Origin of the sequence: Dermacoccus sp. GAS27A, assembly GCF_044909235.1 — a bacterium.
GTDB lineage: Bacteria > Actinomycetota > Actinomycetes > Actinomycetales > Dermatophilaceae > Dermacoccus > Dermacoccus nishinomiyaensis.
The window spans coordinates 45,202-62,709 of record NZ_JBIYDW010000004.1 but is presented as its reverse complement, the minus strand read 5'-3'; the positions used below and the strand labels follow the sequence as shown (position 1 = coordinate 62,709).

14 protein-coding genes are annotated in these 17,508 nt (G+C 70.7%); all 14 read right to left on the bottom strand.

Going from position 1 to position 17,508, the window contains the following annotated elements; all coding sequences use genetic code 11:
* Nucleotides 1–32: 32 nt before the first annotated feature.
* Nucleotides 33–878 (bottom strand): HAD family phosphatase, encoded by an 846-nt coding sequence (locus ABH936_RS05415; protein WP_260853055.1) that lies wholly within the window; start codon nucleotides 876–878, stop codon nucleotides 33–35.
* Nucleotides 879–913: 35 nt separating this feature from the next.
* Complete coding sequence (locus tag ABH936_RS05410) at nucleotides 914–3,346, bottom strand: hypothetical protein (RefSeq protein WP_051805922.1); 2,433 nt, start codon at nucleotides 3,344–3,346, stop codon at nucleotides 914–916.
* 112 nt (nucleotides 3,347–3,458) lie between these two features.
* A complete protein-coding gene (gene metK, locus ABH936_RS05405; protein WP_144694911.1) occupies nucleotides 3,459–4,676 on the bottom strand; it encodes a methionine adenosyltransferase in 1,218 nt (405 codons plus the stop codon).
* A 58-nt stretch (nucleotides 4,677–4,734) separates the two neighbouring features.
* Nucleotides 4,735–6,048: a bifunctional phosphopantothenoylcysteine decarboxylase/phosphopantothenate synthase gene (locus ABH936_RS05400; RefSeq protein ID WP_404602782.1), complete on the bottom strand. Its 1,314-nt coding sequence runs from the start codon at nucleotides 6,046–6,048 to the stop codon at nucleotides 4,735–4,737.
* 13 nt (nucleotides 6,049–6,061) lie between these two features.
* Complete coding sequence (gene rpoZ / locus ABH936_RS05395; RefSeq protein WP_006943764.1) at nucleotides 6,062–6,325, bottom strand: DNA-directed RNA polymerase subunit omega; 264 nt, start codon at nucleotides 6,323–6,325, stop codon at nucleotides 6,062–6,064.
* 76 nt (nucleotides 6,326–6,401) lie between these two features.
* Entirely contained in the window at nucleotides 6,402–6,968 is a 567-nt protein-coding gene (gmk, locus tag ABH936_RS05390) for a guanylate kinase (RefSeq protein WP_404602781.1), read from the bottom strand.
* 182 nt (nucleotides 6,969–7,150) lie between these two features.
* A complete protein-coding gene (pyrF, locus tag ABH936_RS05385) occupies nucleotides 7,151–8,035 on the bottom strand; it encodes an orotidine-5'-phosphate decarboxylase (protein WP_404602780.1) in 885 nt (294 codons plus the stop codon).
* A gap of 225 nt (nucleotides 8,036–8,260) precedes the next feature.
* Complete coding sequence (locus tag ABH936_RS05380) at nucleotides 8,261–9,199, bottom strand: dihydroorotate dehydrogenase (RefSeq protein ID WP_404602779.1); 939 nt, start codon at nucleotides 9,197–9,199, stop codon at nucleotides 8,261–8,263.
* Entirely contained in the window at nucleotides 9,196–10,053 is an 858-nt protein-coding gene (locus ABH936_RS05375; RefSeq protein ID WP_404602778.1) for a hypothetical protein, read from the bottom strand. The genes ABH936_RS05380 and ABH936_RS05375 overlap by 4 nt, the downstream gene beginning before the upstream one ends.
* Nucleotides 10,054–10,118: 65 nt before the next feature.
* Nucleotides 10,119–13,427: a carbamoyl-phosphate synthase large subunit gene (carB, locus tag ABH936_RS05370; RefSeq protein ID WP_038568502.1), complete on the bottom strand. Its 3,309-nt coding sequence runs from the start codon at nucleotides 13,425–13,427 to the stop codon at nucleotides 10,119–10,121.
* A complete protein-coding gene (gene carA, locus ABH936_RS05365; protein WP_404602777.1) occupies nucleotides 13,427–14,626 on the bottom strand; it encodes a glutamine-hydrolyzing carbamoyl-phosphate synthase small subunit in 1,200 nt (399 codons plus the stop codon). The genes carB and carA overlap by 1 nt, the downstream gene beginning before the upstream one ends.
* Nucleotides 14,623–15,927: a dihydroorotase gene (locus ABH936_RS05360; protein ID WP_038568505.1), complete on the bottom strand. Its 1,305-nt coding sequence runs from the start codon at nucleotides 15,925–15,927 to the stop codon at nucleotides 14,623–14,625. Before ABH936_RS05360 ends, carA begins: the two co-directional genes overlap by 4 nt.
* The gene (locus ABH936_RS05355) at nucleotides 15,924–16,865 is read right to left on the bottom strand and encodes an aspartate carbamoyltransferase catalytic subunit (RefSeq protein ID WP_006943772.1); all 942 of its coding nucleotides are present in this window, start codon (nucleotides 16,863–16,865) and stop codon (nucleotides 15,924–15,926) included. Before ABH936_RS05355 ends, ABH936_RS05360 begins: the two co-directional genes overlap by 4 nt.
* The gene (gene pyrR, locus ABH936_RS05350; protein ID WP_006943833.1) at nucleotides 16,862–17,488 is read right to left on the bottom strand and encodes a bifunctional pyr operon transcriptional regulator/uracil phosphoribosyltransferase PyrR; all 627 of its coding nucleotides are present in this window, start codon (nucleotides 17,486–17,488) and stop codon (nucleotides 16,862–16,864) included. The genes ABH936_RS05355 and pyrR overlap by 4 nt, the downstream gene beginning before the upstream one ends.
* Between the last annotated feature and the right edge of the window lie 20 nt (nucleotides 17,489–17,508).

Sequence of the window (17,508 nt, the reverse complement as noted above, 5' to 3'; positions counted from 1 at the left end):
GCTCCGCAGGGGGTGAGTCGTGAGGAATCAGTCTAGTGCTGAGCCGCGCCGGCCCCGGCGGTGCCGTCGGGCGTCTCGGACACGCCGGCACTCGTCTGGCGCGGGCCGGCTGACGGCTCCAACGGCAGCCCGCGCAGGCGCAGATCGTCGCGCAGGGTGTCGGGGTCGGTGAACAGGATCGCGTCGAGGCCGGCTTGCTCGGCCCCCATGACGTTGGCGGCTGAGTCGTCGATGAAGACGGCGTCGCTCAACCCGCCGCGGTGGCGCGTCACCTCTTCGAGGATCTCCCAGATCTCCGGGTCGGGCTTCGTCACGCCCTCCTCGCCGGAGACGATGATCTCCTCGAACAGGTCGAGCACGTCGCCGTGCAGCGAACGGGCGACCTCGAACAGCTCGGCGCTGAAGTTGGTCAGCGCGAACAGTGGCACACCCGCCTCAGCGAGTTCGCGCACGATGGCGACGCTGCCCGCGATCGGGTCGGCGATGGCGAGGTGGAAGTTGTCGATGTAGGCCTGCGCCGCGGCCGTGTGGTGCGGGTGTCGCTCGTCGATCTCGGCGACGATCTCGCGCCACGCGCGCCCGCCGTCAGCGGCGAGGTTGTGTGCGAAGAAGTCGAGTTCGGGGTCGGTGAGCAGCGCTGTCGCCGCGTCCTCGCCGACGGCGTCGAGCAGTGCCGCGCGCGGCTGCCAGCGCACGAGCACGTTGCCGATGTCGAACACGACCATGTCGACCGGGCTCGGCTGCGGCGCGTCACCCAGGTCGGCGAGGCTCGCGAGGTCGCCGGCGTCGGGGCCGTCGAGGTCGTCGAGGTCGATCGCCCGGGCGCGGCGGCCGGCACTCGAGGTGAGGCCGCTCGTGAGGTTAGGTCCAGACATCATGGCGCCACCGTAGCGGGCGGAGCGGCTCGGGCTCGTCATGCCAGGCCGTCCAGGAGCGGGTCGAGGCGCACCGTGATGACGGGTTCGCGCGCGGCTGAGCGTGACGCGGTGAGGGCGCGCAGCAGCGCCGGGACGTCTGCATCGGTCGGGTCGTTCCACCGCGCGAGGAAGCGCACGAGCGACTCGTCGTCGTCCGACGACGTGGCCTGACGCTGGGGCGTCGCCCGGTCGAACACGTGCCGGCGCCGCAGCGGCAGCGGGCCGAGTACGTCGACGCTGACGTCGTGCTCGCGCGCCGCCTTCTCGAGCGCTTCGGCGTACCGAGCGGCCGCGCGTCGCGGGCCCTCGAGCGCTGCCATCCGCGTGGCGGGTGGCAGCATCACCTCGGCGCGCTCGGCGAGTTCACGCGCCGCGAACCACCGCGGCGCCCAACGCACGAGCGCCTCGACGGCGGGAAACGGCACGTGCCGGGGCACGCCCGCAAGGTAGACGACGCCGCCCGTCGACGCCGGGCGCACGAGGCCCGCCGCGGCGCACCAGTGCGTGAGGGCACGCTGACCGGCGTCGAGCCCGCCCCGGTCGAGCAGGGCCCATGCGTCGAGCAGGATCGCGGCGCTGTACCCGTTCTCGGCGACGGGTTCAGCACCGGGGGTGCAGATGACGAGCGCGGGCTCGTCGGGCACGCTCGCGAGCACGTCCGGCGCCCCGGAGCGCCGCACCGGCACCCCGGGAAACGCACGGCCCAGTTCTTCGGCGGTGCGTCCGGCCCCGATCGTCAGCGACCGGATCTCGTGGCTGCCGCACTCGGGGCAGGTCAGCACGTGCGCGACGTGGCCGCACCACCGGCAGGTCGGGGCGCTGTGCTCGCCGTCGAGCCCGAGCGGCCCGTGGCACACGTCGCAGGTCGACTTCGTGCGGCACCGGGCGCACGCGATCGTCGGGATGTACCCGCGGCGCGGCACCTGGACGAGCACCGGCCCGTCCTGCAACGCGCGGGTCGCGCCCTGCCATGCCTCGGCGGGGATGCGCGCGCGGGCTGCGGCGCCGTGACGCTCGACGCTGCGGTCGTCGCCCGTGACGACGACGCGCGCGCTCGTGCGTTCGACGGGGTCGACGGGGACACTGACGCCGGCCTCGACCTGGGCCTGCACCCGCACCGACGGCACGGCGCCCGCGCTCAACAGGGCGGCCGGGGCGAGGTCGGCGCGAGTCTCGAGCACGGCTCCGACGTGCGGATACGGCGCGTGCGGGTCGACGTGAAGGGTGTCGGCGTCGTCCCACCACACGACGAGGCCGAGGTCGGGCACCGGAGCGAACATCGCCGCGCGCGTTCCGACGACGACATCGGCGAGGCCGCGCAGCGCCTTGAGAAACGCGGTGTAGCGGGCCTGCGGACCCATGTCCGCCGTGAGGGTGACGACTTGATCCTCGCCCAACCGGGCCGAACACGCCGCGGCGACGCGATCGACATCCCGCCCGTCGGGCACGACGACGACGGTGCAGCGCCCAGAATCGCGCACCGCTGCCGCGGCGTCCGCGACGGCGGCAGGCCAGGCATCCGGGCCGAACAGCCCGGGCGCGACATCCCAGGAACCACGCGGGTTCTCCCCCGCGGCAAGATGCGTGAGCAGGCTCAATCCCCCGGCGTAGTGACGCCACGCGCTGAGCGGCGCCGGCGCACTGGCCGCCACCGCGCCGCTCGTCGCATGACTCGTCGAGGCCATATCATCGCCCGGTGCAGGCCCGTCGGCCGCAACCGCGCCGCTGGACGTCGCGCTCGTCGAGGCATGCCCGCCGCACGACGCGAGCGCCTCGCCAGGAGCAGCCTCGTTATCAGCGACAGCCGCACCATCATGGGCAGCAGCGCCGCCCGTGACAGCCGAAGCCTCGTCGTCACGCTCAGCCGGCACAGCCGAAGCGGCGTCAGGACCAGCGTTCCCGGCCTCAGCCACCTCGGGCATCGATCGACCCGCCGCCGACGCATTCGCCATCCGCTCGTCGAGTGCCTTCTCGGCGCGTGCGTGCCGCGGTGGGATCGCGAGGCGCAGGACGTCGGAGACGGTACCGCCCATGCGAGCGGCAACGGCGTGCGCCACCTGCCAGATGTGCTCGGTGAGCACGGCCTCGGGCGACACGACGGCGAGCAGCGGGCTCAGCGTGCCGGTGAACTCGGGGGTCTCGCGCACGCCGACGACGTACCCGGTGATGCGCTTGCCGTGGAAACGCACCTTGACGGCGACGCCGAAGCGCACGTCGTCGGCCAGTTCGGCGGGGATGCGGTACTCGAACTCGCGATCGAGGTGCGGCACCTCGAGCATCGGCCAGACCACGGCGACCCGTTCGCTCCCGCCGTCGCCCGTAGCAGCCTTCGCGCTGCCGGCATCGTCCCCGCGTGCCTTGGCGCGCGCGGCGTCGCGCAGCAGCGCGAGTTGTTCGCTGCTCGCGGCGTGCACGTCGTCGCTCGTCATGACCTCATCTCTACACGAGTGCTCCGACAACCCCGGCATCCCGGGAGTTTCGGGGCCTGAACGCAACCGTGCCGCCGCCCGATCGAGCGGGTCGCGGCACGGATCACGCCTCTCAGCCGGCCGCGCGCTGCAGCTCTTCGATGCGGTTCGTCTGCTCCCACGTGAAGGGGTTCTCGACGCCGTCGGCGCTCGTGCGACCGAAGTGGCCGTACGCGGCCGTCGGCTGGTAGATGGGGCGCAGCAGGTCGAGCGCGTCGACGATAGCGGCCGGACGCAGGTCGAACGTGTCCGCGATGGCCTTCTGGATGGCGTCGAGCGGCTTCGTCTCCGTGCCGAAGCACTCGACGTAGAGGCCGACGGGCTGCGCCTTGCCGATGGCGTACGCGACCTGCACCTCGCAGCGCTTCGCGAGGCCCGCAGCGACGACGTTCTTCGCCACCCAGCGCATCGCGTACGCAGCCGAACGGTCGACCTTCGACGGGTCCTTCCCGGAGAAGGCGCCGCCGCCATGGCGGGCCATGCCGCCGTAGGTGTCGACGATGATCTTGCGGCCGGTGAGGCCCGCGTCGCCCATCGGGCCACCGATGACGAACTTGCCGGTCGGGTTGATGAGCTGACGCATCTCGTTCGTGTCGAGTGTGACGCCGCTCGCCGCGAGCTCCGCGATGATGGGCTCGATGACGTGACGCGTGATGTCGGGCGCGAGCTGGCCGTCCAGGTCGATGCCGGCGTCGTGCTGCGTCGACAGCACGAGCGTGTCGAGCGCGACGGCCTTGTCACCGTCGTAGGAGATCGTCACCTGCGTCTTGCCGTCGGGGCGCAGGTAGTCGAGGTCGCCGTTCTTGCGGACGCTCGTCAGGCGCTCGGAGAGGCGGTGCGCGAGGTGGATCGGCAGCGGCATGAACTCTGGCGTGTCGTCGCACGCGTAGCCGAACATGAGGCCCTGGTCGCCCGCGCCCTGGCTGTCGAGGGGGTCCTCGCCGCCGCCGACGCGGTGCTCGTGAGCGCTGTCCACGCCCTGCGCGATGTCCTCGGACTGAGCGCCGATCGAGACGGAGATGCCGCAGCTGTGGCCGTCGAAACCCTTTTCGGACGAGTCGTAGCCGACGTTCGTGATCACCTTGCGCACGAGCTTCGCGACGTCCGTGTACCCCTCGGTGCGCACCTCGCCGGCGACGTGGACGAGACCCGTCGTCACCATCGTCTCGACGGCCACACGGGCCTGCGGGTCCTGACGCAGCATGTCGTCGAGAATCGCGTCACTGATCTGGTCGCAGATCTTGTCGGGGTGGCCCTCGGTGACGGATTCGGACGTGAAGAGACGAGACAACGGAATGACTCCTTAGGGCAGCGGCTGCTGGCTGGGTGCGACGCACCCATCGTTGATGTTACTGAGAGGGGACGAGGTCGGCGACGAGATCGAGCAGCGCCGCCGCGATGTGAGACTTGGGCGCCGGGCCGACCGTGACGACGTCATCACTGCCGCGGCGCAGTAGGTGAGCCGTCGACGAATCCTGACCGAACGTCACGCCGTCACCCACCTCGTTCGCGACGAGGACGTCGCAGCCCTTGCGGGCCAGTTTCGCGCGGGCGTGGTGGAGAACATCGCCGTCAGCGTCACCCGTCTCGGCCGCGAAGCCGACGATGACACGGCTCGACACGTTCGTCGACGGGGCTGTCGGCTGAAGCTCTGCATCACGCTGACGCACCGCCTCGGCGAGGATGTCCGGGTTGCGTACGAGGGTGATGACGGGCGCCGAGTCGTCGCCGTGGATCTTCTTGATCTTGGCGTCCGCGACGTGGTCGGGACGGAAGTCGGCGACCGCGGCCGCCATGACGAGGACGTCGGGCGTCGCCGCGAGCACCGCGTCACGCATCTGAAGGGCGCTCTCCACGCTGACGACGCGGACGCGCTGCGCGAGGTCGGCCGGGGGCTGCATCGTCGTGACGAACGTGACGTCGGCGCCGCGATCGGCGGCCGCCGCCGCGATGGCGAAACCCATCTTGCCGCTGCTGCGGTTGCCGAGGTAACGCACCGGGTCGATGGCCTCGCGCGTGCCGCCGGCGGTGACGAGCACGGTCCGGCCGGCCAGAGCGCCTGACGGGGTGACGGCGTCCTCCTCGCGCCCGGTGGTCTCGCCCAAGCCACCCGCGGTGGCGCCGCCACGTCGCTCTCCGCTCGCCGCAGCCGCGAGGGCCGCGTCACGGATGACGTCGGGGTCGGGCAGGCGCCCGGCGCCGGTGTCGGCGCCCGTCAGCCGCCCGGACGCGGGCTCGACGATCGTCGCGCCACGCGAGCGCAGCGTCGCGACGTTCGCCTGCGTCGCGGGGTGCAGCCACATCTCGGTGTGCATCGCCGGCGCCATGACGACGGGGCAGCGCGCCGTCAGCAGGGTGTTGGTGAGCAGGTCGTTCGCCATGCCAGCCGCGGCCTTGGCGAGGACGTCGGCCGTCGCGGGGGCGACGACGACGAGGTCGGCGTTCTGCCCGAGCCGGACGTGCGGAACCTGCGCGACGTTCTCGAACACGCCTGTCTGCACGGGCTTGCCGGAGAGTGCCTCCCACGTCGGGGCGCCGACGAACTCGAGCGCTGACGCGGTGGGCACGACCGTCACGTCGTGGCCGGCTTCTGTGAAAAGGCGAAGGAGCAACGCCGCCTTGTAGGCAGCGATGCCCCCTGTCACACCGAGAACGATGCGCATGTGCGAGATCGACTCAGGCTTCGAGCTTCTCGATGGAGAGCAGGCCCTCGTTCATCTCGCGCAGCGCGATGGAGAGCGGCTTGTCCTGCGGCTGGGCGTCGACGAGCGGGCCGACGTTGTCGAGCAGGCCGTCGGCGAGCTGGCTGTAGTAGCCGTTGATCTGACGGGCGCGCTTGCTCGCGTACGTGACGAGGGCGTACTTGCTGTCCGCGATCTCGAGCAGGTCGTCGATGGGCGGGTTGGTGATGCCGATGGGCTCGGCCTTCGTTCCGGACATGTGTCACTCTTCTCCTCGGGGCGCGTGGCCGCCGTCGCTGCGCGTGATGCGCGGCGAGCGGGCAGGCGAACGTGCCTCAGTGTTCAGGTGTTCTCATCAATGATACGAGTTCTTCGGAGGCACGCCGAACATCGTCGTTGACGATGACGTGGTCGAACTCGCTCTGCGCCGCAAGTTCGACCTTCGCGGTCTGGAGGCGGCGCTCACGCTCTTCGGGGGTTTCGGTGCCGCGGCCGACGAGTCGGCGAACGAGTTCGTCCCAGCTCGGCGGCGCGAGGAAGACGAAGAACGCATCGGGGGCGTTCTGCTTGACCTGACGCGCGCCCTGCAGGTCGATCTCGAGCAGCGGGAGGCGGCCGTCGGCGATGGCCTGCTCCACGGGCGCCTTCGGCGTGCCGTACGACGCCCGACCGTGGACGATGGCGTGCTCGAGGAAACCACCGTTCGCGGCCATCTCGGCGAACTCGTCGTCCGTCATGAAGTAGTAGTGAACACCGTCCACCTCACCCGGACGTGGCGGGCGCGTCGTCGCGGACACCGACAGCCACACCTCGGGATAGTGCTCACGGATGTACGCGGCCACCGTCCCCTTGCCGACAGCCGTCGGCCCGGCCAGAACGACCAGTCGTGCACTCACCGCCATGCCCTTTCGTCAACGCCCGCCCCGATCAGCGGTTCGCTCATCCTTTCACATGGGTGCGCGCACCACACGAGCGTCATCTCAGGTCGCACCGACGCCGCCGATCTGCCAATCGGTGCGGTTCTGCACCGTCTGGGGAGCGCCGGCACAAGTCGGCCCGGGCGCCTCGCGATGCCTGTCTCCGCTCAGCGGAGGCCGGCCACCGACTCACGCGTGCGCTCGACGGCGGCGACGAGCCCGTCGACGGAGGGGCCAGCCTTGAGGACGTCGCGTGACGTCGTCGGGATGACGCGTGAGATGGACTCGCCGAACACCGATCGCATCGACTCGACGGTGCCGCCCTGTGCGCCGAAACCGGGCGCGAGGATCGGCGCGTTCGAGGCAGCGAGAGCGCCACCCAGACCGAGGTCGTCGAGGGCCGAACCGATCGTCGCGCCCATGACGAACCCGACGTGGCCCCACTCCCCTCGCGCTGCCGCGTCGGCGTTGTCGCGCGTCGCGGCGGCCACGATGTCGCCCGCCACGGTGCCGCCCGGCGTGACGGCGTGCTGCACGCCCGCACCCTCCGGGTTCGACGTCAGCGCGAGCACGAACACGCCGCGCCCGGTGTCACGCGCGAGATCGAGCGCCGGCCGCAGCGACTCGTATCCGAGGTACGGGCTCACGGTGATGGCATCCGCGGGTTCCGGCGCATCCTTGCCGAGGAACGCCTCGCCGTACGCCGTCATCGTCGTGCCGATGTCGCCGCGCTTCACGTCGAGGACGACGAGCGTTCCCGCCGCGCGCAGCTGCGCGGTCACGCGCTCCAGCAGCGCCACCCCCCGCGCGCCGAACACCTCGAAGAAGGCGGACTGCGGTTTCACCGATGCGACCCGCCCACCGAACGCCTCGACGCACGTCAGCGCGAACCGCTCGACACCGGAGTAGGAGTAATCGAGCCCCCACGACTCGACGAGCGAGCGGTGCGGGTCGATGCCGACGCACGCCGGCCCGAAGCGCGCCTGCGTCGCCGCGAGCCGAGCGCCGAAACCGGCACCGTCAAGTGCAGCGGGTTCAGCAGATGTGGTCATGGGAACCTCCGTGAAGACGAAACATGAACAGGAAAGGACTTCGGCCCTGGCTGCCTCGCGCACGAGCCCGGCCGCCGTGGGCCGTTCGAGGATGAGGCCCAGCGCGCCTGGATGACATGCTTGCCGGCGTCACGCACGAGCCGAACCGCCGTCGATCGCACGCGGAATGCACGCGCTTCCATGGCGTGGCGGTCGCTGTCGTGCACGACCACACGGCGCGTCACGTCACGCATGCGCCGCCCCGACGAGCCCGGCGACGGTGAGATCGCGCTCGGCGAGGAAACCGGCAAGCCCGTCCCGCAGCGTCACCCCGGCGCGTGGATCGCGGAAGAGCGCCGAACCCACCTGGACGGCCGAAGCTCCCGCGGCGAGCGCCTGCACGACGGCGTCGACGCTCGCGATACCTCCCCCGGCGATGATGGGTGCCGTCGGCAACCGACCGGCCACCATGGCGGCCGTCACCTCGAACACGCCACCGACCGTCAGCGGCAGCAACGCCGGCCCGGCCATCGCAGCACGGGTGCCCGCGCGCGGGCGCAGCGTCGTCACGTCGATGCTGGAGGCGACCGGAGCGTGCCCGAGCACGAGTGCGTCAGCACCCGACTTGAGGCAGGCGCGCGACAACTCGACGAGGTCGGTACCGAGCGTCAGCTTCGCCGCGAGCATGACGTTGCGCGGCAGGTGCTCCCGCACGCGCGCGATCACCTTCGTCACTGCGTACTCGTCGCCGGCGAACGCTCGCCCGTTGTTCGCCTCGTTGGCGACCGAGAGATTGACCTCGACGCCGAGCACCCCACGCAGCGCCGTCCGTCGCCGTACGGCCGCGGCCGCGTCGGCGAAGTCGCCGCTCGTCGCACCCGCGATGGAGACGATGACGGGTGTCGGCGCCGTCACCTCCCACGGCAGACGCGTCGCGCTGAGCGAGTTCGCGCCGACGTTGGGCGTGTCGTGCGGGTGCACGATCCCTGACGGCGATTCGACGATGACGCGTTCGCGCGACGCGTCCTGCGCCTCCACCGTCAGCGACGGCGTGACGAGCGCACCGAACGCGCCGAGCCCACCCCAGCGCACGAGTTCGTGCCCGTACCCCGCACACCCAGAAGCCGCGATGAAGGGTGAGTCGAGCTTGTTCAACCCCAGCGTCGTCGAGAGTGCCCCGCTCATGCCGAGACCTCGAGCAACTGCGCCCACGCCATCCGATCGGCGGGCAGGACGGGCCCTTCGGTGCAGCAACGCACGGGCGTCACCTCCCCGGCCGCGTTCGCGACGGGCAGCGCGCACGCCCTGCACAACCCGGTTCCACAGGGCATCGGCACGCCGAACGCGGCCTGCACGGGAACCGAATGCCGTTGCGCCGCAGCGGTGATCGCGGCCAAGGACGTCACGTCGCCGCTCGCATACACGAGGGCCGTCTCGTGCTGACGCAGCGTTGCATCCAGCGCCACCTGCACGCGATACGCGAGGTCCTCCCCCGCGCCCGCGTCGGGCACCACCGTCGTGACGCTGCCGACGAGCCGTCGCGCCTCGATGACGCCGAGCAGCCGACGCTCGTCCTCACCGCCGATGACGACCCGCGGTACCTGGCAGCCCGCGCGGCGCAGCGTCTCGACGAGCCACACGGTCGACGCCGCGCCCGCCCCGACCGCTGCGACGACGACGGGCACCGGGTTCGTCGGAATCGGGAAACCCCGTCCGAGCGGGCCGAGGATGCTCACCTCGTCGTGCAGGCGCCGCGCAGCCAGCCACGCCGAACCGGCGTCCGCATCGGGGTCGACGACGACCTCGACGGTGCCGCCGTACGTGCCGCTCGGCGTCACCGAGCGAAGCGGCAGGGCACGGCGCGTCACGATGGCGGAGGCGTCGTCTCCGACGGCGAGCGAGACGAGCTGCCCCGGTCGCGCGAGTTCGGCGATGCCCGCCGCGACGAACGTGTGCGCGACGAACGCGCCGACACGTCGCGTCGAGATGAGTTCACCGGTGACGGCGACGACGTCCTTGGGCTCTCGGGAGCCACTCACGGCACCCTCGTCACCCGAGGTCGTCGCAGCCGTCACCGGCGTCGATCCGGCGATGTCGACCTGCCTCAGCGCGTGCCGTACATGTCGAGGTCGCGTGCGTGCTCCTGCAGCGACTTCACCGCGTACGAGCCGTGCATGCTGGCCTCGATGGCCTGCACGGCGGCCGCGAGCTCCTGCACCGTCGTGAGGATCGGCGCGTTCATCGACGTCCCTGCCGCGCGGATCGCGTAGCCGTCAGCGCGTGCATCCGACCCGGACGGCGTGTTGACGATCATCGCGACCTCGCCGTCGAGGATCTGCGACACGATCGTCTTCTCCCCGTCCGGCCCGGGGCCTTCGGAGTGCTTGCGCACCACGGTCGAGGCGATTCCGTTGCGGCGCAGCACATCCGACGTCCCGGGCGTCGCGAGGATCTCGAAGCCGAGGTCGACGAGACGCTTGATCGGGAACAGCATCGCGCGCTTGTCGCGGTTCGCGCACGAGACGAACACGGTGCCTGACGTCGGCAGCCCCTGCCCTGCGCCGAGCTGCGCCTTGGCGAACGACGTGGCGAAGTCGGCGTCGATGCCCATGACCTCACCCGTGGAGCGCATCTCCGGCCCGAGCAGCGAGTCGACGACCTGCCCCTCGGCGGTGCGGAAGCGCTGGAAGGGCAGCACGGCCTCCTTGACGGCGACGGGCGCGTCCATCGGCAGCTTGGCGCCGTCGCCGCTCGGCGGTAGCAGCCCTTCGGTGCGCAGGTCGGCGATCGAGGCGCCGAGCATGACGCGCGCCGCGGCCTTCGCGAGCGGCACAGACGTCGCCTTCGCGACGAACGGGACGGTGCGCGAGGCGCGCGGGTTGGCCTCGAGGACGTAGAGCACGTCTTGCGCGAGCGCGAACTGCACGTTCATCAGGCCGCGCACGCCGATGCCCTGCGCGAGCGCCAGCGTCGAGGCGCGCACGCGCTCGAGCTCTTCGGTGCCGAGGGTCGCGGGCGGCAGGACGCACGCGGAGTCACCGGAGTGGATGCCGGCCTCCTCGACGTGCTCCATGATGCCGCCGAGGTACATGTCCTCGCCGTCGAAGAGCGCGTCGACGTCGATCTCGATCGCCTCGTCGAGGAAGCGGTCCACGAGCACGGGGTGCTCCGGCGACGCCGTCGTCGCGCGCGTGACGTAGCCGCGCAGCGTCTCGTCGTCGTAGACGATCTCCATGCCGCGCCCGCCGAGCACGTAGCTCGGGCGCACGAGCACGGGGTAGCCGATCTCGCGGGCGACCTCGATGGCCTCCTCGGCCGAGAAGGCGATGCCGTGACGCGGCGCGGGCAGCTTCGCCTCGGCGAGCACGCGCCCGAACGCGCCGCGGTCCTCCGCCAGGTCGATGGCCTCCGGCGAGGTGCCGACGATCGGCACCCCCTCGTCCTTGAGCGCCTTCGCGAGCCCGAGCGGCGTCTGACCGCCGAGCTGGACGATGACGCCCGCGATCGGGCCGGCCTCGCTCTCGGCGTGGACGACCTCGAGCACGTCCTCGAGCGTCAGCGGCTCGAAGTACAGGCGCGAGCTCGTGTCGTAGTCCGTCGAGACGGTCTCGGGGTTGCAGTTGACCATGATCGTGTCGTACCCGGCGTCACGCAGCGCGAACGAGGCGTGCACGCACGAGTAGTCGAACTCGATGCCCTGACCGATGCGGTTCGGGCCCGATCCGAGGATGATGACGGCCGGCTTCTCGCGCGGCAGCACCTCGCTCTCCTCGTCGTAGGAGGAGTAGTAGTACGGCGTCTGGGCAGCGAACTCGGCGGCGCACGTGTCGACCGTCTTGTAGACCGGGCGCACGCCGAGGGCATGACGCACGCCGCGCACGACGTCCTGCTTCATGCCCGTCAGCTGCGCGATCTGGGAGTCGGAGAAACCGTGCTTCTTCGCCAGGCGCAGCAGGTCGGGCGTCAGCTGGGGCGCCGCCGCGATCTCGGACGCGACGTCGTTGATGAGCTGCATCTGGTCGAGGAACCACGGGTCGATCTTCGTCGCCTCGTGCACCTCCTCGACGCTGAGGCCCGCGCGCAGCGCCTGCTGCACGAGGACGATGCGTCCGTCCGTCGGCTGCTTGGAGCGCTCGAGGATCTCGAGTGCCTCGTCGCGGCTCGTCACCTCGCTCGCCGGATCCCAGTGGAACTGGCCGTCGCTGCGTTCGATCGAGCGCAGCGCCTTCTGCAGCGCCTCGGTGAAGTTGCGGCCCAGCGCCATCGCCTCGCCGACGGACTTCATCGTCGTCGTCAGCGTGCGGTCGGCGGCGGGGAACTTCTCGAACGCGAAGCGCGGCACCTTGACGACGATGTAGTCGAGCGTCGGCTCGAAGCTCGCCGGGGTCTCGGCGGTGATGTCGTTCGGCACCTCGTCGAGCGAGTAACCGATGGCCATCTTCGCGGCGATCTTCGCGATCGGGAAGCCGGTCGCCTTCGACGCGAGCGCCGAGGAACGCGACACGCGCGGGTTCATCTCGATGACGATCATGCGCCCGTCGGCCGGGTTGATGGCGAACTGGATGTTGCAGCCACCGGTATCGACGCCGACCTCGCGGATGACGGCGATGCCGACGTCGCGCATGCGCTGGTACTCGCGGTCGGTGAGCGTCAGAGCGGGCGCCACGGTGATCGAGTCACCGGTGTGCACGCCCATCGGGTCGAAGTTCTCGATCGAGCAGACGACGACGACGTTGTCGGCGTGGTCGCGCATGACCTCGAGCTCGTACTCCTTCCACCCGAGGATCGACTCCTCGAGCAGCACCTCGGTCACGGGGCTCGCCTGCAGGCCCGCGCCGGCCATACGGCGCAGGTCGGTCTCGTCGTAGGCGAAGCCGGAACCGAGGCCGCCCATCGTGAACGACGGGCGCACGACGACGGGGTAGCCGAGGTCGTCGGCGGCGGCGAGCACCTCGTCCATCGTGTGGCAGATGTGGCTCTTGGCCGATTCGGCGCCGCAGCGCTCGACGACGCCCTTGAACTTCTCACGGTCCTCGCCGAGCTCGATCGCCTCGACGTTGGCGCCGATGAGCGGGCAGCCGTACTTCTCGAGGACGCCGTTCTTGTGCAGCGCGATCGCGGTGTTGAGCGCGGTCTGACCACCGAGAGTCGCGAGCACCGCGTCCGGGCGCTCCTTGGCGATGATCGATTCCACGATCTCCGGCGTGATCGGCTCGACGTACGTGACGTCGGCCGTCTCCGGGTCGGTCATGATCGTCGCCGGGTTCGAGTTGACGAGGATGACGCGCAGGCCCTCCTCGCGCAGGACGCGGCAGGCCTGCGTCCCCGAGTAGTCGAACTCGGCGGCCTGACCGATGACGATCGGGCCGGAGCCGATGACGAGGACGCTCTTGATGTCGGTGTTCTTGGGCATCAGGCGTTCACCTTCTGGTTGTCGCTCATCATCTCGACGAAGCGGTCGAACAGATATGCCGCGTCGTGCGGGCCGGCCGCGGCTTCGGGGTGGTACTGGACGGAGAACGCCGGGATGTCGAGGCAACGCAGGCCTTCGACGACGTCGTCGTTGAGGCACACGTGCGAGACCTCGACGCGCCCGAAGCTCGTGCCGTGTTCGGCGTCGCTGGGCGCCTGCGTCGATCCCTCGATCGGGGCGTCGACGGCGAAGCCGTGGTTCTGCGCGGTGATCTCGACGGTGCCGCTCGCCTTGTCGAGCACCGGCACGTTGATGCCGCGGTGGCCGTACTTCAGCTTGTACGTGCCGAACCCGAGCGCGCGCCCGAGCAGCTGGTTGCCGAAGCAGATGCCGAAGTACGGGATGCCGGCCGCGAGCACGTCGCGCAGCAGCTCGACCTGCGGCGCCGTCGCCGGGTCGCCGGGGCCGTTCGAGAAGAACACGCCGTCGGGGTTGATCGCCGTGATGTCGTCGAGCGCCACCGTCGCCGGCAGCACGTGCACCTCGATGCCCCGCTCGCTCATCATCCGCGGCGTGTTCGACTTGATACCGAGGTCGACGGCCGCGACGGTGAACTTCTTCTCACCCTTCGCCTCGACGACGTATGCCTCCTTCGTCGCGACCTCGGATGCGAGCTCGGAGCCCTCCATCTGCGGGGCGTTCTTCACCGCGTCGAGCAGGTCGGCGTCGCTGTTCGCGGCGTCCGCACCCGAGAACACACCGACGCGCATCGCGCCGCGCTCGCGCAGGTGGCGCGTCAGGGCGCGTGTGTCGATGTCGCAGATACCGACGATGCCCTGCTCGGCGAGGTCGTCCTCGAGGGTGCGCACCGAGCGCCAGTTCGACGGGCGGAGGGCGGGGTCGCGCACGACGTAGCCGGCCACCCAGATCTTGCCCGACTCGTAGTCCTCGTCGTTCATGCCCGTGTTGCCGACGTGCGGGGCCGTCATGACGACGACCTGCTTGTGGTAGCTCGGGTCCGTCAGCGTCTCCTGGTAGCCGGACATGCCGGTCGAGAACACGGCCTCACCGAACGTCATGCCGATCGCGCCGTAGCTGCGGCCGCGGAAGATGCGGCCGTCCTCGAGGACGAGGCAGGCCGGTTCGCGCGAGACGAACGCACTGGCGCGCTTCGTCGTGGCGGGGGTGGTGTCGTTCACTGCTGAACCTCTCCGTCGTGGAAGGTGCGACGTCCGCGCAGGTACGTCGAGACCACAGCGCCCTCGAGCGTGCGGCCGTGCCAGGGGTTGTTGCGGGAAAGCGACTTCGAGTCGTCCTTGTTCACCGTGACGGTGACGGACGGGTCGAAGAGCGTGATGTTGGCGGGTGCGCCGGCGACGAGGCCCTGGCCGTGCGAGCCCAGCCGGGCGATCGCGGCGGGCTTCGTCGACATCGCATCGGCGACCTGCTGCCACGTCATGCGGCCCGTGGCGACCATCGTCGTGTGGACGACGGCGAGCGCCTGCTCGAGGCCGAGCATGCCGAACACGGCGTCCGCGAACGCGTGCTCCTTGTCGTGGCGCGCGTGCGGCGCGTGGTCGGTCGCGACGATGTCGATCGTGCCGTCGGCGAGCGCCTCGCGCACGGCCTCGATGTCCTCGCTCGGGCGTAGCGGCGGGTTGACCTTGTAGACCGGGTCGTAGCTCTCGACGAGGTCCGTCGGCAGCATGAGGTGGTGTGGGGTGGCCTCCGCGGTCACGGCGATGCCGAGCGACTTCGCCCAGCGCAGCACCTCGACGGTGCCCGCCGTCGACGCGTGCGCGACGTGGACGCGGCTGCCGGTGTGGCGCGCGAGCATGACGTCACGCGCGACGATGACCTCCTCCGCGACGCCGGGCCAACCGGGCAGACCGAGACGTCCGGAGATCTCACCCTCGTGGCAGCAGGCCTGGCCGTCCGCGAGGTTCGGGTCCTGCGCATGCTGGCTGACGACGCCGTCGAACGCCTTGACGTACTCGAGCGCGCGACGCATGAGGCGGCTGTCGTGCACGCACTTGCCGTCGTCGGAGAAGACCCGGACGGCGGCGCGCGAGCGGGCCATGAGGCCGAGCTCGGCGAGTTCCTCGCCGGCGAGGTTCTTCGTCACGGCGCCGATGGGGTGGACGTCGACGAGCCCGACGCGCTCCCCGAGTTCGGCGATGCGCTCCGCGGCCTCGGCGGTGTCCGTCACGGGGTTCGTGTTGGCCATCGCGAATACGGACGTGAAGCCGCCGGCGGCGGCAGCCGCCGAACCCGTCGCGATCGTCTCGGCGTCCTCGCGGCCCGGTTCGCGCAGGTGGGTGTGGAGGTCTACGAGGCCGGGCAGCGCGACGAGTCCGTCGGCGTCGACGCGCGTCGCGCCGGCGGCGTCGAGGTTCGTACCGATCTCGGCGATGGCGCCGTCACGCACGAGGATGTCGGCCGCGCCGGTGCCGACGACGTCGGCGCCGGTGATGAGAACGGGGCCTGCGTGGTCGCTCATGCCTGAGCTCCTTCCGTCGAGTTCGAGGCGAGCAGGTGGTACAGGACGCTCATGCGCACGGCGACGCCGGCGCTCACCTGGTCGAGCACCTTCGAGCGTGCTTCGTCGGCGGCGTCGGGGCTGATCTCGAGGCCGCGGTTCATCGGGCCCGGGTGGCAGATGACGGCATGCTGCGGCAGCAGCGCGAGGCGGTCGCGCGTCAGGCCATACCCGACGGTGTACTCGCGCGGCGTCGGGAAGTAGCCGCCGGACATGCGTTCGCGCTGCACGCGCAGCATCATGACGGCGTCGACGTGCGGCAGCACGGCGTCGAGGTCGTAGCTGACGTCGAAGCCGTCGCGCGCAGCCCAGGCGGCGATGCCGGACGGCATGAGCGTCGGCGGCGCGACGAGCGTGACGTGCGCGCCGAGGGTCTTGAGCAGGATGAGGTTGGAGCGCACGACGCGACTGTGCGTGAGGTCACCGACGATCGCGACGTGCTTGCCCTCGAGCGTGCCGAGCTGCGCCTGCATCGTGTAGGCGTCGAGCAGCGCCTGCGTCGGGTGCTCGTGGGTGCCGTCGCCGGCGTTGACCACCATGCAGTCGACCCACTGGCTCACCTGCAGCGGCGCTCCGCTGCGGTTGTGGCGGATGACGAGGCCGTCGACGCCCATGGCCGCGACCGTCATCACGGTGTCGCGTAGCGACTCGCCCTTGCTGACGCTCGAGCCCTTCGCACTGACGTTGATGACGTCCGCAGACAGCCATTTCCCGGCGATCTCGAAGGAGCTGCGGGTGCGCGTCGAGTCCTCGAAGAACAGGTTGACCACGGTGCGTCCGCGCAGCGCGGGCAGTTTCTTGACCTCGCGGTTCTGCACGTCGTGCATGGCGGCGGCCGTCTCGAGGATCATCTCGGCGTCGTCGTGGGTGAGGTCTGCGGCCGACAGGAGGTGCTTCACGACGCGTCCTTTCGCTGCTGCGGCGCGGCGGGGCCGCTGATGCGCACCTCGTCGCTGCCGTCGGTCTCGGCGACGCGTACGCGCACGTGCTCGCTCGTCGCCGTCGGCAGATTCTTGCCGACGTGATCAGCGCGGATCGGCAGTTCGCGGTGGCCGCGGTCGACGAGGACGGCGAGGCGGACGGCCTTGGGGCGCCCGAGGTCACCGAGCGCGTCGAGGGCTGCGCGCACGGTGCGTCCGGAGAAGAGCACGTCGTCGACGAGGACGACGGTGCGCCCGTCGATGCCGGCTGCGGGGATGTCGCTCTGATGCGCCACGCGGGCGGGGTTGGCACGCAGGTCGTCGCGGTACATCGTGACGTCGAGCGTGCCGACGGGGATGTCGATGCCTTCGACGTCCTTGAGCGCGTCGGCCAGTCGGCGGGCGAGGTGAGCGCCACGCGTCGGGATGCCAAGAAGGACGAGATCGTCCGCGCCCTTGTTGCGTTCGAGGATCTCGTGAGAGATGCGGCGCAGAGCGCGACCGATCTCGGGGGCCGACAGGACCACGCGGCCGTCGTCGGGAGTGGTTCGTGATGTCGAGACGTCCCCGTCACCGGGTACGCCGAGAGCGTCGCGCGTCATGCGCAGGCCTCCTTCGCCGC